General features: G+C 55.7%; 18 protein-coding genes. 9 read left to right on the forward strand and 9 right to left on the reverse strand.

Going from position 1 to position 21,434, the window contains the following annotated elements; all coding sequences use genetic code 11:
* The first annotated feature begins 89 nt into the window (after positions 1 to 89).
* Positions 90 to 1,349: an RtcB family protein gene (locus VFO10_RS22950; protein WP_325144325.1), complete on the forward strand. Its 1,260-nt coding sequence runs from the start codon at positions 90 to 92 to the stop codon at positions 1,347 to 1,349.
* Positions 1,350 to 1,354: 5 nt separating this feature from the next.
* Here VFO10_RS22950 and VFO10_RS22955 read toward each other — a convergent pair whose 3' ends face one another.
* Entirely contained in the window at positions 1,355 to 2,668 is a 1,314-nt protein-coding gene (locus tag VFO10_RS22955; RefSeq protein WP_325144326.1) for an adenylate/guanylate cyclase domain-containing protein, read from the reverse strand.
* A 371-nt stretch (positions 2,669 to 3,039) separates the two neighbouring features.
* Here VFO10_RS22955 and VFO10_RS22960 point away from each other — a divergent pair, with 371 nt between their 5' ends.
* Entirely contained in the window at positions 3,040 to 3,879 is an 840-nt protein-coding gene (locus VFO10_RS22960; RefSeq protein WP_325144327.1) for a hypothetical protein, read from the forward strand.
* A gap of 46 nt (positions 3,880 to 3,925) precedes the next feature.
* On the opposite strand, the gene VFO10_RS22965 is transcribed toward VFO10_RS22960, so the two are convergent.
* The 3 genes from VFO10_RS22965 to VFO10_RS22975 all read right to left on the reverse strand — a co-directional run bounded on the left by VFO10_RS22965 (position 3,926) and on the right by VFO10_RS22975 (position 8,198).
* Positions 3,926 to 4,753: a hypothetical protein gene (locus tag VFO10_RS22965; protein WP_325144328.1), complete on the reverse strand. Its 828-nt coding sequence runs from the start codon at positions 4,751 to 4,753 to the stop codon at positions 3,926 to 3,928.
* 152 nt (positions 4,754 to 4,905) lie between these two features.
* Positions 4,906 to 7,260: a tetratricopeptide repeat protein gene (locus tag VFO10_RS22970; protein ID WP_325144329.1), complete on the reverse strand. Its 2,355-nt coding sequence runs from the start codon at positions 7,258 to 7,260 to the stop codon at positions 4,906 to 4,908.
* Positions 7,261 to 7,466: 206 nt separating this feature from the next.
* Entirely contained in the window at positions 7,467 to 8,198 is a 732-nt protein-coding gene (locus VFO10_RS22975; protein WP_325144330.1) for an MBL fold metallo-hydrolase, read from the reverse strand.
* Between the two features lie 142 nt (positions 8,199 to 8,340).
* Between VFO10_RS22975 and VFO10_RS22980 the strand changes: the two genes are divergently transcribed.
* Both VFO10_RS22980 and VFO10_RS22985 read left to right on the forward strand, forming a co-directional pair.
* Complete coding sequence (locus tag VFO10_RS22980) at positions 8,341 to 9,495, forward strand: zinc-dependent alcohol dehydrogenase (RefSeq protein ID WP_325144331.1); 1,155 nt, start codon at positions 8,341 to 8,343, stop codon at positions 9,493 to 9,495.
* A 12-nt stretch (positions 9,496 to 9,507) separates the two neighbouring features.
* Positions 9,508 to 9,996 carry a hypothetical protein gene (locus VFO10_RS22985; RefSeq protein ID WP_325144332.1) on the forward strand — a complete coding sequence of 163 codons (489 nt, stop codon included), beginning with the start codon at positions 9,508 to 9,510 and terminating at the stop codon, positions 9,994 to 9,996.
* Between the two features lie 68 nt (positions 9,997 to 10,064).
* On the opposite strand, the gene VFO10_RS22990 is transcribed toward VFO10_RS22985, so the two are convergent.
* Positions 10,065 to 10,328: a hypothetical protein gene (locus tag VFO10_RS22990; RefSeq protein ID WP_325144333.1), complete on the reverse strand. Its 264-nt coding sequence runs from the start codon at positions 10,326 to 10,328 to the stop codon at positions 10,065 to 10,067.
* A 295-nt stretch (positions 10,329 to 10,623) separates the two neighbouring features.
* On the opposite strand from VFO10_RS22990, the gene VFO10_RS22995 reads away from it, so the two are divergent.
* The 5 genes from VFO10_RS22995 to VFO10_RS23015 all read left to right on the forward strand — a co-directional run bounded on the left by VFO10_RS22995 (position 10,624) and on the right by VFO10_RS23015 (position 15,220).
* Positions 10,624 to 11,133, forward strand: coding sequence for a hypothetical protein (locus VFO10_RS22995; protein ID WP_325144334.1), 510 nt, complete (start codon positions 10,624 to 10,626; stop codon positions 11,131 to 11,133).
* 38 nt (positions 11,134 to 11,171) lie between these two features.
* Positions 11,172 to 12,776 carry a hypothetical protein gene (locus VFO10_RS23000; RefSeq protein ID WP_325144335.1) on the forward strand — a complete coding sequence of 535 codons (1,605 nt, stop codon included), beginning with the start codon at positions 11,172 to 11,174 and terminating at the stop codon, positions 12,774 to 12,776.
* Between the two features lie 35 nt (positions 12,777 to 12,811).
* A complete protein-coding gene (locus VFO10_RS23005; RefSeq protein ID WP_325144336.1) occupies positions 12,812 to 13,972 on the forward strand; it encodes a hypothetical protein in 1,161 nt (386 codons plus the stop codon).
* 77 nt (positions 13,973 to 14,049) lie between these two features.
* The gene (locus VFO10_RS23010) at positions 14,050 to 14,637 is read left to right on the forward strand and encodes a hypothetical protein (protein WP_325144337.1); all 588 of its coding nucleotides are present in this window, start codon (positions 14,050 to 14,052) and stop codon (positions 14,635 to 14,637) included.
* A gap of 145 nt (positions 14,638 to 14,782) precedes the next feature.
* Entirely contained in the window at positions 14,783 to 15,220 is a 438-nt protein-coding gene (locus VFO10_RS23015) for a hypothetical protein (protein ID WP_325144338.1), read from the forward strand.
* A gap of 6 nt (positions 15,221 to 15,226) precedes the next feature.
* Here the strand turns inward: VFO10_RS23015 and VFO10_RS23020 are convergent, their stop codons facing one another.
* The 4 genes from VFO10_RS23020 to VFO10_RS23035 form a co-directional block, all read right to left on the reverse strand.
* The gene (locus tag VFO10_RS23020) at positions 15,227 to 18,592 is read right to left on the reverse strand and encodes a hypothetical protein (RefSeq protein WP_325144339.1); all 3,366 of its coding nucleotides are present in this window, start codon (positions 18,590 to 18,592) and stop codon (positions 15,227 to 15,229) included.
* Positions 18,589 to 20,220, reverse strand: coding sequence for a caspase family protein (locus VFO10_RS23025; RefSeq protein WP_325144340.1), 1,632 nt, complete (start codon positions 20,218 to 20,220; stop codon positions 18,589 to 18,591). Before VFO10_RS23025 ends, VFO10_RS23020 begins: the two co-directional genes overlap by 4 nt.
* 79 nt (positions 20,221 to 20,299) lie before the next feature.
* Positions 20,300 to 20,893 (reverse strand): hypothetical protein, encoded by a 594-nt coding sequence (locus VFO10_RS23030; RefSeq protein WP_325144341.1) that lies wholly within the window; start codon positions 20,891 to 20,893, stop codon positions 20,300 to 20,302.
* Positions 20,894 to 20,905: 12 nt separating this feature from the next.
* Positions 20,906 to 21,418 (reverse strand): sigma-70 family RNA polymerase sigma factor, encoded by a 513-nt coding sequence (locus VFO10_RS23035; protein WP_325144342.1) that lies wholly within the window; start codon positions 21,416 to 21,418, stop codon positions 20,906 to 20,908.
* Positions 21,419 to 21,434 lie beyond the last annotated feature (16 nt).

Here is a 21,434-nt window from a genome sequence, read left to right on the forward strand (position 1 = left end):
ACCGGCGAAGAGCTGGATGATGAGTTTATCCGTACCGTCATGGAAAATGCGTGGCATGGTGCCGCCACGCGGCCTTTCAGGAGTTCATAATGCCTATCAAGCAGATTATAAATAAAGGTGCGGACGGACGCCCGTTGGCGGCTGTGGCCAAGGTGTGGACCGACGACATTGATGACAGCGCCCTGGATCAGCTGCGGACCTTGGGAACGCTGCCTTTTATCTTTAAGCATGTGGCGGTGATGCCGGATGTTCATGCGGGCAAAGGATCGACCATCGGCTCGGTGCTGGCGACCAAGGGCGCGATCACGCCCGCGACGGTCGGTGTGGATCTGGGCTGCGGAATGTCCGCCTATAAAATTCCTGGACTCAGGCCGGAGCAGCTGGAAGGACGATTGCCCAAGGTGCGGCGGGCTATTGAAAAGGTCGTCCCAGTGGGGCAGTCCGTTCATAAAGGCAACGCGGGCATGCGCATGCTGCAGCGCGAGGAAACCGAGTCGTGTTTGAACGGCAAGCAGGAGGTCCTGGATCGCGCGCGCTCCTTTGTCGGCAACGATCGGCATCTGGGTGGACTCGACAAGGTGAGCACACAGATGGGCACGCTCGGCGGCGGGAATCATTTTATCGAGGTTTGCGTGTCCAAACAGAATGAGGTCTGGCTCCTTCTGCATTCGGGATCACGCGGCGTCGGCAATATGATCGCGCAGCATCATATTAATCTGGCCAAGGGTCTGATGAAAAAAGCCTTCATTGATCTGCCGAACCCGGACCTCGCCTATTTTTTGGAAGGCAGCCGGGAATTCGATCACTATATCCGCGACATGCTCTGGGCCCAGGAATTTGCCTACCTGAACCGTCGCTCGATGGGCCGCCTGGTTTTAAATGAGCTGATCGAGATCTTTGACCTGCGCGATGGCAAGGGTTCACGGCTGAAGGCGGAGTCGATCGAATTCATCGACTGCCATCATAATTATGTGGCCCGCGAGCAGCATTTTGGTGAAGACGTGTGGGTGACCCGGAAAGGGGCCGTGCGGGCCTTTGCCAACGACCTGGGGATCATCCCTGGGTCCATGGGGGCCAGATCCTTTATCGTGAAGGGTCGCGGGGAAGCGGAATCCTTCTGCTCCTGTTCGCATGGCGCCGGTCGGCGTCTTTCGCGAACCAAGGCCAAGGATCTTTATACGGAAGCTGATCTGAAGCGCCAGACGCAGGGTATTGAATGCCGGAAGGATGCTGGCGTTTTGGACGAGATACCGGCGGCCTATAAGAATATTGATGAGGTCATGCAGAATCAGAGCGATCTGGTCGAAGTCGTCGAGGAGCTGCGGCAGGTGGTTTGCGTCAAAGGCTAGGACGATCAGGAAGCGCGGCGCAGGCTTTTCGCGTCCAGCCGGTTGCCGATGCTGTAGTAAAGCCTTGTCGCGGAAGGATCGTCCCGAACATTCAGACTCTGAGCGCTCAGATCGAGTTCCGTGAAATCCTTCCGATGGGTCGCAGGAAGGCTGCGGAAGACCTGGCTCTGGAGGATAATCATCGAGCCTTGGATATCCATGGTCTGGGCCAGGATTTTTCGCAGCTCTTCATAACGCGTTGCCAGGATCACGGCCCGGCCGTACATGTGATATTCGATGGGACGATAGGTCGTATAGAAGCTTTCCAGCTCACCCGACGCGATCCCAATCGAACAGTAGATGGGATTGGTGTAGTCCAGGGTGCGGACGTTCTCTTCAAAAATCTCGACAAAGCGATAGGCCAGCTCCAGAGCCACCTCGGCATTGGCACGCCCGCCGGGAGCCAGGAACGGGTAACCGATCGAGCAGAGAAAGCCATCGCCCATTTCATTGATGCGGAAGGCGTTGCATTCCATCCGCTCGGGATTGTAGTGATCCATCATCAGTTCGCTGCAGCGGCCGAAGGTTTCGCGAAAAAGGGCCTGGGCCCTTTCATGCTCGACCTTGGAGCTGGCGATGATGTCGAAGAAGATCGCGCAGCCCTTGCCCGAACCGCAGGGCATGGTTTTTTCCAGTTCGATGCCCTGCTCCATCATGCGCAGCTGATGGGGATAGAAGACCTTGTCGAGCTGTTTGAAACTGTGCGAAGTTTTCTTTTGCTCCAGCTTCAGCTGAAAGTAATTGCGTCGACTCACTTCATTCAAGAGCGCCGAGCTGAAACCGTAAAAGCCGAAGAAGAAGATGAAGAGCTGCTCATCGGTGCCCCAGGGGATCTTCAGGCTATAGATCAAAACCAGGGCGAGGACGACGTTCGCGAGGGAAAAGAGCACGGTGTGCAAAAATCCCAGCGAGACCTTCAGAAAAAGCAGACCGAACGAGAACAGGAAAAGTATCAGGTAGCCGTTATAGGACTCGTGAATCTGAAGGCCCACATATTCGGCCCAGATGCCATGCATCGCCGTCAGGATCATGGTCAGGCGGGATGGGGGGATCTTCAGGAATTTATTGACCTGAAAGAATGTGGTGAGAAAACCGATCACCGTAAGGACCGTGGGCACCACAACGAAGCGAAAGGGATCCAGCTCGCTCGGATGCCCAAAGATGCGTTCGAAGAGCAGGATAGCGGTGACTGCAAGCAGCCATCCGGGAATCCCCATCAGGGACATCAGGACGCCGATGCGGGCGGCAGGGGATAATTTTTTAAAACGCTTGATGAACATGCTTCGGCATCGGCTACTTGGGCCGAAATATTAAGCCAGCCTCAAGCGGCATAAATCACGCCCAGCAGACCCTCGTGGCAGCGCTGCAGGTACTTCATTCCAGCGTTCCTCGTGATAGGCCTTGATGGAATTCTCCCAAAGGGCCTGATGGGTTCGTTTCAAATTCCTGACGATTATCGGATTGTGATCATAGACTTCGTAAAGGGCTATGCGCTCCGCTTTGCCCTTCACCTGGGTCCGACTGGGCGAGCCATGCAGCGAGGACGCTTGCGAAAGACGAAGCGCCTGGTTCACGGTGACGGAAAAAGGTCAAGGAGCGGGAACCAATGACCGAATCTCTAAAGGGTCTATCTTTATCAAAGGATTTCTTCATGAAAGTATGGTCTTTGGGTTTGGTCTTCGCGGCTTTGAGTATAGGTTGCGGCGAGAAAAAAGAAGAGAAGACGGAGAACATTGTGCAGGTGAAGCTTCCCGATGGGACGGGCATCGAGCTGAATAAGGATAGACTCTATGCGGAAAGCGAATGCGAATTGGATAATGTTCTGACCTCCACCTATCGGAAAAACTGGTACTCCATCAGCCGGGATTATTTTGTGATGTGGGGCCTGGTCTTTTTCAATGCCAACTGCGATACGGCGCAGGAGCATCTCGTGTTCGGCAGTCCTTTCACCATAGGGCTGAAGGACTTTGACGGCAGCAAGGGCACTGTGGATGTGAATGATGATCAGAAGGCGGATTATGAGATCACGGCGACTGAAGATCAGCTGACCATACATGCAGTCTATGATGGCAATGAGGAAGTCGACACGGTTTATGCGAAGTCTGAAGACGTATTCTCGACTGACAGGATATTCGATTTCTCGCTGGAAGTCTCCACACCGACCCTGACTGCGACTCAACTCGATGTGGAATTCAAGCTGGCGCTGACCACCGATGATTTTTTGGTGAACGAAGCGAGCTATCTGAAGTCCATTTATGCCGAGACGACCTGCAAGCTGGCCAATGGTGCCATCGTGCATCCCATGCTACCGGACGAGACGCGGGACAATCGTTTGGATGGTGCGGGCACCTACAAGGCATCGGCGGTTCTGAGCGCGAATCAGAAAAATTCTGCTCTGAAGTCCTGCGAAGTTTACCTGGAACGCGTCTATGAAGCCACGGATTCCGGACGCTCCGGCGCGGAAATCAAGTCTGTGGAAATCTCTCTTTAAAAATGAAAAGGCCGCCTCAGGTGAGGCGACCTTGCTGGGTCGAAATTCAGGGCCGGCACTGAAAGGTGACGTTGGCTTTCCGGGGTTCAGCCGCAGCGCAAAGCTCCGCGTTCACACCCTGAATGGCCAGCGACGGATTGTGACCCCGCAAATCCACCGACAGACTTTCACTGCTGCCGCCTGTCAGCGTAACCTGGGCCCGGGCCTGATCACCGGCTTCAATCAAAGCCAGCGATTGCACCGCAGATGCGGTGGTGAACTGGAGTTCAGTTTCATGTCCGGCCAGGAAAAAGCAGAGGCCGAGCAGCGGGGTCGTGGCATCAAGATCCAAAACGACTTTGGTGCGGTCGCCCACGATTTTCAGTGCGACCACGCTGTTGGGGCTGATCGTGATGGCAGTATCGGTATCCTGAACTGTGACGACGGTCATGGGCTTACCCAGATTTTTCATCGCGGGAGCACAGGCCTTGGCCACGGCTTTGGTATCGGGGATAGGCATCGAAGGCGTGGCATGGGAACTGCCTCCTCCTCCTGCAGCGGCATCCTCGATGGGACCGCGGTTGGATTCTGCAGGGCGGCCGGGCAAGGCTGTACTATCGCGAGATGAAACGGGTTTGGCGAAACTGTTTTCATTGGGATTTGCACCAGGGCCTTCATCAGCCGTGGCATCGGCGCTACCGAATGTATCATCATCGGCGTCGAGAGTGTCGATATCAAAACTTTCACCCGACATCTGGCTGGGATCGTCCGCTTTATTCACAGCGACTTTGATCAGAGCCTGGGGCCGTTCCTGAAACGAAGGCGTATCGCTTCCACATGCAGCCAACTGCAAAGGCAGTAGCACCTTCCACGAAGAACTGACTAACTTGAGCATGCAAAATCCTCCAGGGTGCAGAGTTTCTGAACTCCGCCCAGGATCCTTCGGACCGGGACTGTTAGTTATTCTGAATTTCTAAATTCGTGAGGATATTCGATGGCTTAGGGTGCCGTTTTGGAAACGGCACCCCGTTAGGAAAGCCCTGGCTTTTACATTGTTGCGTCGGCGGAACCGGCCGCTGTGGACTCTCCGTTCCGCTCTGCCCGACGCATCTGCGAAAGGTAGCGCGGTTCATTGGGCGAGCCACGCAGGGCTATTTTATAATGATGGATGGCTTCCGCCCGTCTTTCTTTTTTCAAAAACCAATTGCCCAGACGATAATGAGCCTCGGGATGGTCGGGACTGATTTTAAGCGCCAGATAATATTCCCCGTTGGCCTCGGAATTTTTTCCCTGCCAGCGCGCGATGTCGCCCAGCACCTGATGCGGATCCGCCTGATTGGGGTTCAAAGCCAGACTGCGTTTGAGGGTCGTGGCCGCCTCGCCGGGACGTTTGAGATGAAAGTAGGAGGTACCGAGGCTGGTCAGAACTTCCGGCCAGTCCGGTTTGATTTCCAAAGCCTTGTTGAAGTAGGTCACGGCCTGATCGTATTCCTTGGCATGAAAGAGGACATTGCCGAGATTACGGTTCAGCTCGGGATCCTTCGGATTGGCCTTCACGGCTTTTTCATAGTGAGGACGGGCCTGGGCAAACGCTCCCTGCTCATAGTAAATATCACCGAGCGTGCGATGGGCCGTGTGATCCGAAGGATTAAGCTTCACAGCCGCTTCCAGATGGGTCTGCGCTTCCTGCGCCTTGCCGGTGCGAGACAGGGCCAATCCAATCAGGGCATGGGAATGAGCCTGCTCGGCTGTTTGATTTCCGCCAGCCAGCGAGAGGGCTTTTTGCAGATAAGGAATGGCCTGATCATACTGCTCACGCCGCGCATACAGCATGCCGAGATAGCGAAGATTGGTGCTGTTTTCCGGGGCGATATTCACGGCTTTTTGAAAGTGCAGCAGCGCCTTATCGAAATCACCCTGATCATAATAGGCGAGGCCGAGACGATTGTGGGCTTCCGTGAAGTTGGGATTCAGCTCCAGAGTCTTTTCAAAAAGCGCAGCGGCCTTGGCCGGTGACCCATGCTTCTGTTCAATTTCACCTAAATAGAAGTGAATATCCGCATCGATCTGATTGACGGTGAGTACCTGCTCGTAATGAAACTTGGCCTTCTCCCACTGCCCCTCGCGTCGATAGGTATCACCGAGCGTCGCATGCACGACAGGACTGTTGGGATTGATCACGATCGCATGTTCCCAAAGCGCCTTATCATTCTGCCAATGCTGAACATTCCGCCAGGTCAGATATCCAAAACTGGCAATGGCCACGGCAAAGACTGCAGGAAGCCAGGCGCGGCGTCCCAGGGCCACGGCACCTGCAATGCCAAGGGCCGGACCGAGCATCGCAATATACGCAAAGGAGTCGGCCACGGTGGAGGTGGCCTGCTTCGAGAAGAGCACAAGACCGAGATAAGGCAAAAGCGCAGTCACGAAAATTCCAAAGCCAGCCAGGAAAATTCTTTGCAGCTGGCCACGACTGTAGCCGATGAAGACGAGGATGATCAGCGGCAGCAGCCATGTGAGATAGCCCCACCAGTGACTCATGACGAAGGCCGGTGAGCGGCCATAGTCAGGGCCGAGCATGACCGGAGCCAGAAGCTTCATGATGTAAAACATCAGGGCATCACCCGCGACAAACGGACGATACCAGAAGGGTGTTTGCTCAGCGAGAACATGCGTGGGGTCAGCACGAATGGCCCAAATCACAGGAAAAATAGCCAGAAACGCCCAGAAAAAGAGAGGCCAGACCGGAACGCGCGAGGCGGCGAAGGAACTGCGCTTGGGCAGAATATTCAGCAAAAGCAGCGCGATCAAAGGGGTCACCGCCATCGCGGGTGTCGTCAGCAAAGCCAGGATAAAGCTGAATGTTGCAAGCTGCAGGGGACGACTGCCCTTGCTGCGGGAATCACTGCTGCGCACCTCACCAAAGACGAGATATTGCCAGAGAGCCAGAAGAGCAAAGAAGGCGCCCAACACGTAGGGCGTGGCGGCAATATAGGCGACCGGCTCCACCTGCAAGGGATGCAGCGCGAAGAGCAGGGCTCCCACAAAGGCGGCTCCGCTGCTTTGAAGCGCGAGGGTCAGGATCAGCATGACCAGGATACTATTGGCCACATGCAAACCGAAGCTCAGCCAATGCAGGACTGAGGCTGTTGGCTTTTGACCTGGTGAAGCCAGCTCGACGATGGTCCAGACGGTGCGTGTCACCGGCTGCCAGACCTCACCCTGATGGATGCGCCAGCCTTCGCGAAGCCTTTCCCCGACCGGAGTGTCGGCGGGTTGATCGGTGCTATCGACAAGGCCCAAGGCGCGACGATCATCCCAAACATAAGTGGCCTGACGCATGCCTGAAAACGAGGCGGCACTCGCCACGATAAGCAGCCATGCATAAAAAATTTTTTCCATAATCAGTCTCCTTCGCGAGACAGAACCGAACGCTCGCCGGGGCTGAGTCGGTTAATGTGAACGGGAAAACGGAATAACACATAGATCTTTGTAAGTATTCCGGCACAAAAAATCATTCCTTTTTTGACGAAAGCTCCCATTCCGAGGCCCTGTAGGGAATGGGAGACAGGCTTTCCGTGGGGGTTTTTAGGCTCGCCAGCGTCCTCTTAAATATCCAAGGCCGCATCCTGATGCGCCTCATGTCCGCCTATGCTGCTGCCGCGCAGTCCGCATTGCAGATTCGCGGGCACCGCTTCCAATATTTTTCGCGGGTAATCGAGCTTCAATTCACTCATGAATCGCACGAAGGATTCGCGCGATTGTGTCAAACGCGGATTGAATTTTTTCTCTTCGCCTATAGTCGATGAGGTCATGCCTTTATAGTCGTGACCTGGAAAAACCAAGGTGGATTCCGGCAGCGTGAAGAGTTTTTGCGCGACCGAATCATAGAGCTGCGCGGCGCTGCCGTTCTGAAAATCCGTGCGGCCACAGCCCCGGATGAGAAGTGCATCGCCTGTGAAAACGCGATCACCGACCCAGAAGCTGAGGCAGCCATTCGTATGCCCCGGCGTTTCCAGGACCTTGATTTCAAGCCCGCCGACGAAGAGGGTATCGCGTTCCGTGAGCTGAAGGTCCGCGCATCGCGTCGCGTTCACCTGAGCCAGGGCCGTTTGGCAATTGGTTCGCGCGCGCAGATAACCGGCCCCTGTGATATGGTCCGCATGCACATGCGTATCGAGCACGTATTTAAGTTTCAGATCGAGTTCATCGAGCAGGCGCAGATCACGCTCAAGCTGCTCCTTCACAGGATCGATCAGCACGGCGTCCCGGGTCAGTTCATCCGCCAGGAGATAAGTGTAGGTTGACGTTTCACGATCGAAAAGCTGTCTGAATATCATGGATCCCATCCTCCGTTTCACGAAGGAAGTCTAGCGGCCCCGCACGCGCGGAACAAGTCGCTGTTTGACGGGTTGGATCACCCATCGGCATGGCCTCGCTTTTGCTACTTACGCTTCCGTTGGCTCAACCTTGGAGGTGATTATGCTAGCAATGACCTACCGCGGACCCTATCGTGTGCGCGCGGATCAGAAGGCGGAACCTGACATTGAACATCCTAATGATGCCATCGTGCGCGTGACCCGTTCCGCCATCTGTGGTTCGGATCTCCATCTTTATCACGGCTTGATTCCGGATACCCGCGTGGGATCAACTTTTGGCCACGAGTTCACCGGCGTGGTCGAGGATGTCGGGACATCCGTCCAGAACCTGAAAGTAGGCGATCATGTCCTGGTGCCATTCAACATCGCCTGCGGCTCCTGCTATTTTTGCTCGAAAGAGCTTTATGGGAACTGCCACAACTCAAACCCCGAAGCCACCGCCGTCGGTGCCATCTTCGGCTATTCGCATACAGCCGGTGGTTATGATGGAGGCCAAGCGGAGTATGTGCGAGTACCCTTCGCGGATATCGGGCCTTTGAAGATTGAGGATGATGTCGATGAAGAGGATGCGCTTATGTGCACCGATGCGCTGCCGACGGGTTACCAGGCTGCCGAGATGGGTGATATCAGGGAAGGCGACACCGTGGTCGTGTTCGGAGCTGGCCCGGTGGGGATTTTTGCGGCACGCTGCGCCTGGCTATTCGGAGCCGGCCGCGTGATCGTTGTCGATCATGTGGATTATCGCCTGGAATTCGTGCGGAAGTATGCGCCCTGCGAAACGGTGAATTTCAAGGAGGTGGACGACATGGTCGTGCATCTGAAAAAAATCACCGACTGGCTCGGGCCGGATGTGTGCATAGACGCAGTCGGCGCCGAAGCTGGAGGCAGTGCCCTGCAGCGGCTGACAGGGGTGAAATTGAAGCTGCAGGCCGGAGCTGCCACGGCGATTTTCTGGGCCATCAACTCCGTCCGCAAAGGCGGCAATATTTCGATCGTCGGCGTCTACGGCCCCACCTTCAATGCTGTGCCGATCGGCAATGCGATCAACAAGGGTTTAACCCTGCGGATGAACCAGGCCAGCGTCAAACGCCATCTGCCGCGGCTCATGGAGCATATTCAGGCCGGGCGTCTGGATCCTAAAGCGATCATCACCCATCGCGTGCCGCTTGAAGAAGTGTCTGACGCGTATCATATGTTCTCAAGCAAGCTCGACAATTGTATCAAGACGGTTCTGATTCCACCCCGTGGTGCATTTTGAAAGGATATTCCCATGATGCAGATAGAAAACACGGAAATTCCAGGCTGGGGCGCGGACCTTGATCCGGCGCGACGCCCTGCCGTCCCCATGGAGAAAACACCCGAGGGCGGCACGGGTGCGCATTGGGATATACCCGAGCTGCAGCCAGGCTCCGTCAAAATTTTAAAATCCATCGAGCATCCCCGCATGCCGCCCGTGTTCGGGACGACGGTGCCTCCCAGGGGCCTGAGCGGACGTATCAAGGAATTCGCCTATACATATGGCGAAGGTCGCCTGGAACGCTGGCTGCCTATCCTGCTCGCTGATCGCATCGACGTGGTGGAAGGCATCATCGACGATCTGAAAGCGGGGCACATCCCCAATATCCTGGCCGAGATGGGCTGGAAGGCGGAATGGAAATACAACCGTCAGGGCTTCATACGGAAAGCCATGATAGTTTCAGGCATTCTGGCTGGCGGCTACATTATGCTGAAGAGCAGAAGATCCAGGCTGTCGGTGTGATCCTACAGGCGAACTAATGTGCATGAAGAGCGACCGAAGGCCGAGAGCCCCGGTCGCCGGATCAGAAATCAGAACTGTTCGTAGCATTGAACCTGATAGCAGTCGAGCTTATTGCGCCCGCAGATTTCCCAGGTTTTTATCCGGGCCAGAGCCTCGTCACGGCCCATCTGCATCGCCACGATAAAGCCCTCGTCATTGAAGGCCTGGCAGATGTAAAACTCACGATTCCAGTCATCTATGTCTCGAAGCTGAGTCGACTCGGACTCGTCCGAAGCCAGCAGGGGCATGCTTCCCAGAAGACCGAACATGACAAAAGGCAAAATGATGCGCATACGAGATTTCTCCTCTCCTCGTTATTGGAAAGTTGTTTGGTGATTCTGAAAGCAGTCTACTAATAGATCTACAAAACGGAAGTCTTTACTGAATCTTTACCGGAATTTGCCGAAAATGAACGAATTCCTACAGAAAACTCCGTGATCGCCGCTTCATGATGTCTCGTAATTTTTTTAAACTACAAAAAAAGTGCTAGTAAAAACCGTGGGATGATCAGGGTAAGAAAAAATCTCAGCTCGCGGGATTCGAATACCGATACGCATCCCATGAAAGTTCATAAAGGAAGGGGATGCCATGCATGTCATGTCGGGCCTTGGTTTGCGGCTGATCAGCCTCGGGATGGGGCTGATGCTGACGGCGTGTTCGCGGGAACCGCGCCACACCTCGCCGCGCCTGGGGGAAATCGTATCCATTCAGCCGATTGCCATCGACATGCAGCTTGCGTCCACCGCCCCGAAGAATGTGCCGCTGAAGCTCAACATCATGTGGGGCGGGCGGATGCTGACCGGCGACAAGGGGGATACGACGCTGAACTTCTATGAAAAGTCGGGTCGCGTCCGCTACAGCAAATCCTGGAACCAGCTCAGCAACGCTTATCGCGAGACGGACTGCAGCAACCAGGCGATCGCCACTCTCGACGGTTCCCTCATGGGATCGGCTTTGATCTGTGACGGCAGCCTGAACCTTGATGGGATCGTGAGCATCGAAGGCGTTGACGCCAAAGGTGAAAAACGCAGCGCGACGAGCTGGTCGGTTTACATGCTCAACGAGAATGTGGCTGCGGCTTCGATAGGTCTTTACTAAGGCACCATACAAAGGCTTTTGGCCAAAGGGGATAGGGAATGTCGCACATTCTGCCAACGTTCATCATCATCATGCTCGTCACCGGCAGTGCCGCGTGCAATAAAAGCGGCCTGCGCGGTGGGACGGCCATCACCCAAACGCCCCCGGAAAAGCAGCCGGAAACTGCGCCCGTGGTTGAAGAGCTGCCCGCAACGCCAGCCTCGACTGTGAATACGAGCATCATGGCCGAAAACATCAGTGATATGGTGATCACGCCAGCTTTCAAAGGCGGATTTGAAACGAAGCCGCTGGTTCCCAATGAAGAGAATCATGTTTGGGTGGCGACCGCTGCCGGTGATGTTCAGCATCTGCGTCTGGAAAAAGGCGTGGTCAAAAGCCGGAAGAGCTGGAGCCAGGTGACGCCGGCCGGTGGAACCCGGACTTATGTGCTGGAAGGCGGCGCGGTGATGCTCGCCAAGAACGGTGGACATCTTTATTTCCTGAATGATGCCGTGCCCGAAGGCGCGATCGATAAAGCCCCCGCCAAGGGCAATTACTTTCAGCTGGCCGGTGTCGGCGCCGCGGAGCGAAGCTGCATCGTGAGCTATCGCAAAAACGGCAAACGCTATATAGGCATCGGCTATGGAGTCGGCAATTTCGTTGAGATCGAACAGGATGACAAGCCACCCTATGCGCCGAAGTTCGCGACGGTGACAGCGCCTGTCAAAGCCTCGGCGACCGTGCAGTGGGGCTATAGCTGCTTCATCGACCAGACGCGCCTTCATTATTACGGACAGTTCGTGCGCGGCGCGACCATCGGTCTGGATCTGAAGACGATGACGCCGCTCGATCTGAGCAAGGCTCCCAACAAAGCCTTTGTGTCCACCAATATCCCTGCGATCACAGTCGGCGTGAATTCCAACGGCAACGGCAGCTATGCGATGGCCGGTGATCGCCTGGGTAACGTCTTCAACGGTGATGGCTACTACACGATGGCGTTCGAACCAAGGCAGTCCATGGTCTGGGGTTCCGCGGGCACCAACTTGAATGTCTATCCGCATGACTGCCTTTATAAGACGCCCGAGTGCAAGGGCTTTGCCACCTACAACATGATGGAAAGCATAGGCGCCCAGGTCGGGCCCTTGAGCGCGCTGGGTGATGGCAGCATGGTGGGCATGGTGCGCGGAATCGGTGACGTCTACCTGATCAAACTCAAAGTTCCCGGCAATGCCACAGGCGGTATCGAAGCGGTGAAAATCGCGGAAAAGGTCGGCAACGGCGGTGATCCTTATATGTATACGGATTTCACCGGAGCGACTCTTTATTTGACCAACACCTTGAATGAATTCGATTTCACGAAGATGGGCACGTTTGATGTCAAAAGCCCCTTACGGCAACTGGGTTTCACCTGGACCCAGGTCGATGGAACGCCGGAAGAATTCAAGGACATCAAGGTGGATATACGCTGCTTCAGCGATGAGGCGAACAAGGGTGAATTCCAGACCGTGGAGATTACTGCGAAGCCGAAATCCGTTCAGCTCCTGACGGTCGCCAGCTGCGTGGATAAACTGGTGACCAAGGCTGAACTGCGGATGACGCAGGTGGGAACGACCAGCACCAGCCTGATGGGTGTGAAGGTCGTTCAGCTGACAGCTTTTCAATAAATAAAAGCGTCTTATCATTTTTGGGGGATAGGGTGATGAGAATTCGGACACGACTGCTCTTCAGCGTATGCGCGATCCTGAGCATCCAATGCTCCAAGGTGAGATCCGAAGACCAACGCGGCCTGGCCGGCAAAAGCATCGCGGAGAATCCTGGAGAAGGGGATGCCGTGGTCGAGGATATGCCGAAGCCGGGGACCGATGCCGTGATTACCAGTGGCAGCGATCTTCCGCCGCTCAAAGTGGGGGCTGAAGTCGACGTCACGGCCATGCCGCCTGGCTTTTTGGACGAGATCAGCCAGATCAGCAAAATCAGCCCCACCAAAACTTTGCTGTACAGCAAAAGCAATATCGCGTGGCTGCTCGATGAGGAAAAGATGGGCCTTCTCACCAAAATGCAGAGTGCGGTGACGGCCCCCAGCGGCACCCGCATGTATGTGCAGGAAGGCCAGCATTTCTGGTTGTTCGGCACGATGAGCATCGCCTTTCCCGCCACCAAGCAGGCGGAGGACCTGGGGCAGGTGACCCTTTTGAATATCACGCCCGAGCTGATGAAGGATCCTCAGCATAAGGTCCTGTTCGTTGGCCCTAACAGCATTATTCTGGGAGCGGAAGGCAAGGCCAATATCCTGACTCGCGAAGGGGACAAGGTCCGTTCTTTGAACCTTGATTTGCCGAAGCAAAGCGGGCAGACGGTGGCCGTGACCGCTGCGGGACAAGGGGAGAACCAGGACCTTTTCTGGTTTCTGACGGCCGAGCAGCTGCTTCTTTTGAAGCGCAGCGAAAACAATCAATGGAACTGGCGCGTGGCCAAATTCAAAGTGGATCCCGGCGTGGCGGGAACTCCGGGTCAGGTGGCGATGATGCTGTCGCAGGGCGAGAAGGAAGTGGCTTTCATGGGCCGCACCTTTGTTTTGAATGCGGGCAAGCTCTATGAAAAAGATGCCCTGAAGCTGAGCGTGCCGGATGAAAAAGCGGCCGCGATCGCTCAGGAGTTTACGACCAAGGTCGCGCCGATCCTGAAGAATAATTGCATCAGTTGCCATCCGGGTTACGATACCCAGGCGGTGGCTACGGACAAGGCCGCGGCCTATAAAACCCATCTGATGAACAAGACGATGCCGCCGGCACCGAACGCGCCTCTTTCCGATGCGGACACCAAGATCGTTCTGGACTGGTATGCCAGCATCCCGCTTTAAAAAATTTCCGGCCGCCTCAATAAATGCGGCTTGCCTTGCGTCCTCCTTCGGGGCCATTGTCCCCCGAGGAGGTGCATGTGAAAACGATCGCCGCAATCTTGGTTCCCTTGATCCTGACCTCATGCGTGACCACGTCCCTTGCGCACAATCCCCAAGAGCCCTCGCTATCCTGGGATGCCGCCTGTCAGCCTGAAAATCTGCAGGGTATGACCAGCTGGATACTCCTGACCTGCACCATGACCAATCGCAGCGAAGAAACGCTGAACTTCCAGGCTATCGAACACATTCAGACCGATAAGGACGCCTGGCGACAGCCCGATGCGGATGAACTCGCTATTTTAAAACGCGATCTTGAACGCCGCACTCCGTCCAGGAATCTGCCATTGATGCTGAACGGTGGGGATCGGCTGGAAGGGTTCGTGGCGCAGATGCTGGTGGTTTCGGGACTCTGGTTGACGCAGAGTCTCAAGGATCCGGTCCAACTTCCGGAAAAGACCGAAAAATCAGTCGATGTGAAAGCGGGCGGACATGTTCGGCAGGCTTTTGTCTTGTATAAGGAGTCCATGGAATCGCCGGCTTATGCCATACTCAGCAGTGCCGATGGCGGCTTTCGGAAACGGGTGGACTTCCTTCCAGTTGCGCGGCAAAGGGTCACAACGCCTTGAACCCGAGGTCCAGGCAAAGAATTCTTTACCTGCCGCGATGACTTAATAAGTTGACAGAACAAGCCTCTGGAGCTAGTTTGCGGCTCTCTGGATCGGGCCTCCGCCCGTCCGCCTGGCAAACTGATCTTCAAGAGGCTGGAATTTTATGAAAAGCACACACTTCGCTCTCATCATCCCTGCGCTGTCCGCTTTGTTCATCACGGCCTGCGGTCAGCAGAGTGATGAATCGGATCTGAATGGTTCCCGCAAAAAACATTACGTCCTGGCCTGCGATGGTTTCGTCTTTGATAATAGCGATCCCTTCGGTCGTCGCGTGACTTTCGCTCGCGAAGGCAGCAAGCAATTCAAGCAGTCCAGTGATTTTGTCGTCTCGAACGAAACGAGCGAGTTCCGCAACGTGGTGTCGAACATGGCTGGTGACTGTGTCAGCGGCGCGAACAAGATCCAGGGCTTCGTGCCCAACATCTGCGGTCAGATCAATGCCGTCGATCCACAGCTTTCTTTCAACAGCCTGCAGCTTGAATATAACAAGGTCGTCTACAAAGGCAGCTGGTCCTGCAACCTGAAAGAAAAATCCAAGTAAGGCTTTTCAGGGAAGTTTCTGCCACCAGCGACCCCATCCGGGCGCTGGTTCCACTTCATAAAGCTCCAAAGTCCCAGATCGACGACTTACCCATAGCAAGCCATCCTCGAAGTACACATAGCGGCGATAACCGTTGATAAAGGTATTGGTTTCGAAGGTCAGACCTGACCCTTTTGAATTCCACTTCGGAGTTTGATAAAGGTCCCAGCCGTCCGCGCGCTTCACCAGCACTCCAAAATAACGACCAAGGCAGTAGAGTTCACCCTTGCGATTGAAACCGAGCCGCGCGCAGTGAATCGCACCGTCGCCGGGCAGGATTTCGGTTTCCCACTTATTATTCCGATAAACGCCGATCACGCCCCGCTGCTCCTGGTCCACGCCAGTGACCCAGAGTTCGCCAGCATGCCCGGTCGCATCATAGATTTTCGGCAAGGTCTGATCGGGGCCGGTCAGAGTTCGCAGTCCAGTGATCTCGTTCCAGGCATAAAGATCGTAAAGCGCCGAGGTCCCATCCTCGACCGTGCGGTTATCACGCCAGACCATATCTCCATTGGGAAGCGGAATGAATTCTTCGGCACAGGCAAGGCCATCGGCATCATCCACCTGCAGTCGGCAGGGCTGAACCCGCACTGGTTTTTGATCTTGAATGAAGAAATTGCCACCGGGTTTGGTGAAGTCACCCGTATCGACCATGGAAAACCAAAGCCGACCCTTGGCATCACGCTGGGCGGCCCGGAGCTGGGCATTGGCTCCCCGGAGTTTCATGGCGTCAAAGGCGAGATCCTTTTGATAGCCTGTCTCCGTGATATCCACCTTCCGCATCCAATCGGACGATTCCCACTGCGAGACACCGATGAGGCTGGTGAGACGCCCTTGATCGAAGAGAACTGAGGTCACGGTATTGAAGGGCAGTCCGTTGGTTTCATCACGCCGCTCCAAAGCTTTTTCGGACAGACGGGTGAGTCCGGCCCAGACCATGCCCAGATGCAGGACGCCTTGTTCCATGCGGAAAAGGTGAGTGGTCCCGCCTCCCCATTGCCTTGGCATATAAAACTGATTCGGCTTGATCAGTGTGCGGGTCAGAACTCCGCCTTTGACACTCAAAAGCGCGTCGCCTTCATCAAAAAATACTGTCGGATCCCAGCCCTCATAATTTTCGCCGAAGTTATTCGGAGCCGGACCGTTGATGATCTTGCTGTTGAACTTATTGAAGACTATGGTTTCTCGCGAAGCCATATCCGGGATGAAGGTAAGATCGCCAGCGCGCAGAATCACATAGCTGCCGTCGTCGAACTGATAGGCCCCGGCTGTCAGGCCCGCTTTGGGATGCAGACGCTGATGCGCGATATCCAGATGACGCCAGACGCCGTTTTCCAGCACATCCATTTGATTTTTGCCCGTGGTCCAGACGCGATCCTTCTGATCCCGAAAAAGCGTGCGGCGGCGCAGCACCAGGGCCGGACCCTGATATTCGGGAAAGGCGGTCAGCTCGCAGCGCTTCGTTTTGATGTCGAAGGTATAGTAACGATCCTGCGACAGCAGCGTGAGCTGGCTATCGAACTGAACCAGTATCTTCGGCTCTTCCCTTTCGCTCGCATTGCCCCAGACCGGACAGGCGAAGGTTTGACGTTGACCATCGGAACCGATGCGAATCAGAGCCTCATCCGCCGTTTGCCCCGCAATCCAGAGAGCCCCGGAATCCAGGCGATCGACGATGGCTGCGGCTTCGGTCATATCCAGGCCTTCCGTTCCGGTCGGCTGCAGCCAGCGATTGGTGGCAGGAAGCCATTCCCATAGGGCCAGACGATTGCGCTGCGGCAGCGGCTGAAACAGCATAAAATAACGGCCATCGGAATAACGGAGCTTCATCGGCTCCCAGCCGGCAGGATAGTCGATCGAAGTCCACTTGCCAAAGCTGCCACTCAGGATTTCCCTGGGTTGACTGTCATCATCTGCGGTCTTGCGAATCAGCCAGTACTGGCCCGGGCTGGTCATGGTCATGTCTTCGATGCCCGTGAGCATCTGACCCTTCCACTGATCGGCTGTGAACTGCGGATAAAGGTCTGGATCCACCATCACCATCGCTGAATCGGTGGCTGTCTTTTTACCTTTGTCAGCTGTTCGCACCTCCAGAATGATTTCCCGACTCGCGGGGAATTTCTTCCAAAGCGTCTCATCCATTCGAAAGGCGATATCGGGACTGCAGGGCGTCCAGTCTTCGAAGCGCTGGTCCTGGCAACGTGCGCTATCACAGATGGCGAAACTTCCGGCGATGACGGTCACCGCATCCATCTGCATCCGCACCCGGCACTGCAGGTTGCCCGCAAGGGTCGCGGCGGAACTGATATCATCTTTCAGTTCCACGCGGGCTTCATAATAAGCAAAGGGCAAACGGTCCACATGGCCCAGACGGTTTCTTTGTTTCCGCGTCCAGCGGATCGTGATCTCGGGTGGACTGCGATCCAAAACCAAAGGCAGCGGCGCGCGTTCCAGTCGATTGCCGTAGGCGTCTTCCGCCACAAGATAAAGGCGGAAACGGCCGCCGGTGGCAGGGAGCTGCCAGTCCTTCAACGGACGAAAGTCTTCAGGTTTCTGACAGTCGCGGTCCTGGGCCGCGAGGCAGTAGCTGGCATTCACGCCGACGTCGACCTGAACGGGCAGGCTCTCATCACCATTCATCGAGATGAGTCCCTCACTGTCAAGACTTACATCCAAACGAGGCGTGCCCGTGAACATCGACATCCGGCAGCCGGGTGCGAGCGGATTTTTTTCGCCGAAAGGATTCGTCAGCACCGGGGTGACCAGGTATTCCCCGTTTTCCCATTCGGCTGTGTAAGTGGATTGCGGCGTCAGTCCACGAGCAGGCTCGACCAGGGTATCGGTGCGGCTCCATTCCCGGTCCAGGGCCTGAATGCTCACGGCGAGGCGCTGGCCTTTGAGTTGGAAAAGATCGGTGATGGTCATCGGAATATTCGCGCCGCGACGCAGGCGGCGGCCTTCAGTTGGGCAGTCCCACTGAAAACCCGGAGCTGTCCAGGTGACGAGCCGCAGATCCTCGGTCAAGGCCAGGCGGGCGGAAACCACACGAAAGCTCCGTTCCCTGCCATCGACCAACACATACTCATCACCCTCGGGGACATCGAGGCAGGCGTATGCCGTCAGCCCCTCGTCGCGTTCTTGGCCATTCAGCGTGCGAAGGCTCAGCTGCTTCCGATCGTCTGCGGTATAGCGTTCCCCATTTTTTTTGAAAAGCGGGGCCGGCATGCCGTGAACGCTGGGTCCGCAGAGACGCCGATTCGTATCGATGCGGTCCTGAAGGGAACCCGAACAGCTCAGAACAAAGGGCAGAAGGCACAGGAGATATTTCATCATGGGAACGTCCAGGCGATCAGGGTTGATACTTTGGTCCAACGCCATACGCGGGGATAGCCCGGGTCGTCCGGTCCTGGCATCCCTTCGGTATCCAGCCTGAGTCCGAATCTCAGATTCCGCTCGACATCATCCCAGCCTGCTTCGGCGCTGAAGCCAAAAAGAGGACGCGTGAGGGTCTGATTTTTTTGCAGGGACGCGGCGTCGTCCAGCTGACGCTCCAGATAAAGAAGGCCGAGGCCGGCCCCGGCGCTAAGGTACCAATCCGGATCGCGTTTGCTTCCAGACCGGCGGAAATCCGCTCCGGTCCAGGTCTGGGCAAGATGGGCGGTCACTTCCGTCCAGCTTAGATTTTGCGGGACGGGAAGGCCTTCGGAATCGACCTGATCTTTTTTCTGCGCACGGAAAAGAGTCAGCTCACCGTGCCACGGCCCCAGCACCTGATCATGCCACCAGCTGAGCTGAAGTCCGGGCAGAGGGTCCGGGCCCAGTTTGTCGCGAAGATCCGCCTGCAGCAGCCAGAGCTGAGCGGGACCGATGCGAACGGCCTGCTCGGGTTTATATTCAAGAAAGCGCGCGAGGGAATATTCGCGGCCCTCTTCCAGCGTGATGTCCTTGACCATCAGCAGCTTATCCTTCTGATCCCGGATCGAAAGACGATAGGAACCGGCGGGAATCGAAGCGCCGCCCTTTTTCAGATCGGCCAGTTCCTTTCCGTTCAATTCCACTTTCAGTTTACGCATCATCTGCTCGTAAGCAAAAAGCAGGGGATTGCCCTTCTTTTTTTCCCCGCGCACGATCACGGGGTCGCTGCCCACGATCTCGATGCGGGCTGTGGGATGCTGACGACCCTCGCTTTCTTCGATGACCCTGCGGCTCGCATGATTGTGCGCTTCGGTAATGGAGATGGCTCCATCCTGATTCATATCGTACTGAAAGCCTTCGATCAGATAATGAGTGTAAAGGCTAGCCTGATGCCGCGCGGACTCGATCGCTTCCTCGCCCCAGGCGCTGGCGGCCAGGATGATGGAACCTTCCACCGCGTTCCCCAGGTTCGCGTCCTCGATCGCCCCTTTTTGTCGGGCGAGAAGGTCGAGAATTTTCTGGTTGAGTTTGGACTTGCCGCTGCCCGAGTAGCAGGTGTCCAGGATCAGAACCTTGCGGCGGGATTTTAGTTTCTGGAAGGTCTCGAAGAGCTGGGTGTGCGTGACGCCCGAGAGAGCCGGCGCTTCAGAGTCGGTGTCCGCGGTCACGATCACTTTTTCCAGAGTCGTGCGACCGTCCTGAATATTCTTGCCGATAGTCCCATGCGCCGAGACATAAATCAAAACGGTGTCGTCTTCGGAGAAGTTTTCCTTGTCCAGTTGCGTCAGGGCCTTCATCACATCATCACGCGTGACCCAAAGGTCCTTCTGAGTCCGGGAACTCAAAACCACACCACCATCAAAGGTGGAATCCAGCGCCCTGGCAAAGTCCTGCGCGTCCTTGCCTGCATACTTCAGCTGGCCCCAGTAGGAGTCTTTGTACTGATCAATGCCGATCGCAAGATAAAGCTGGCGGGCTGCGTGCAGCGGCTCGTGCTTTGCGAGCAAGAGGATGAGAATCAGGGCTTTGAACAGGGTGGGGCGCATGTTCATCTCATAGAGGTTTATGCAGCCTCCTTATAAACACCATGCGCGGCAAGGTCCAGACTAAATTGGAAGATCGACCTTACTCAGAAGGGTCCGGGAAGGTCAGACAGGGGACGTCTGTGGGTAATTGCTTTAATTCCCTGATAATATTTAGTTTTTTGGTGATATCTGTGATGTCTTCGCCTCCTATTGCGCAGGCTCGGCTGGTATTGACCTCGCTTTTCGGGATCGTCCAGCTGCCGCTGGGTCCATTGCGGAGCCAAAGGACATCATGGGGTTCCTTGCTGTCCACAAGGGCCAGAAATTCCGCGTCCGAGCCCTTATAGCTGATGATATAGTCGTCCTTATCCATGGTCAGGGAAAGCTCGACCCCCGCCTTGGGGGCGCCTTGCTGTCCGCTTTTGAATTGATCCGCGTCTTTTTCCTGAAGGAACGGCAGAAGAAGTCCAAGCGCGAGCGCCGCGGCGACAGCCCAAGGCCAGAGCTTGCGTCCCGCCTTGCGTGCCTCCGCTCCTGTGCTCGCTTCCAGCCGTTGCCAAAGGCGCTTCTGCGCGATCTCGTCCGTGGGCGCGTCGGTTTCCGCGTCCCGCATTTCCGCTTCCAGCAACGCGACAAATTCCGCATCGCTTATTAAATCCTTGGGAAGGTCTTCGGGTTTTTTGTGATCAGTCACGGGTTTTTTGCCTCAAACATGGGGTTCCAGCTTCCGCTGCAGGCGTTGCCTGAATTTTTCCCGCATCCGCGCCACGCGCGCGGCTATGGTGCCCTGGGGTTCCTGAAGCCGTTCGGCGATTTCCTTCAGAGTCAAACCCTCGCGATAATAAAGGCAGAAGGATTCCCCTCCGGGTTCCTTGGCCAGTTCATCGAGCAGATGCCCGACGACCTGCAGCTGAATCTCCCGTTCGGGATCGGATTCCCACATGGTGCCTGTCGGCTCGTGAACCTCGAAGGTATCCAGATCCGTCTTCTGCCGATTTTTTTTGCGAATGAAATCAATTCCGGCATTCCGAGCGGCCACGATCAGAAAGGCCTTTTCATGATTCTCGGGAATCTGATCCATGTGCCTGAAGAAATTCATGAACACATCATGCTGAAGATCCTCGATGTCCTTATCACTCAGAGGGAACTTCTTTAAGACATGACGCGTGACCTTGAAATTATTTGTATAAATTTTTTGGAAACGTTGATTTTTGGTCATGCCTGCAAAAACCCGT

Origin of the sequence: Oligoflexus sp. (genome assembly GCF_035712445.1) — a bacterium.
Taxonomy (GTDB): Bacteria; Bdellovibrionota_B; Oligoflexia; order Oligoflexales; family Oligoflexaceae; genus Oligoflexus.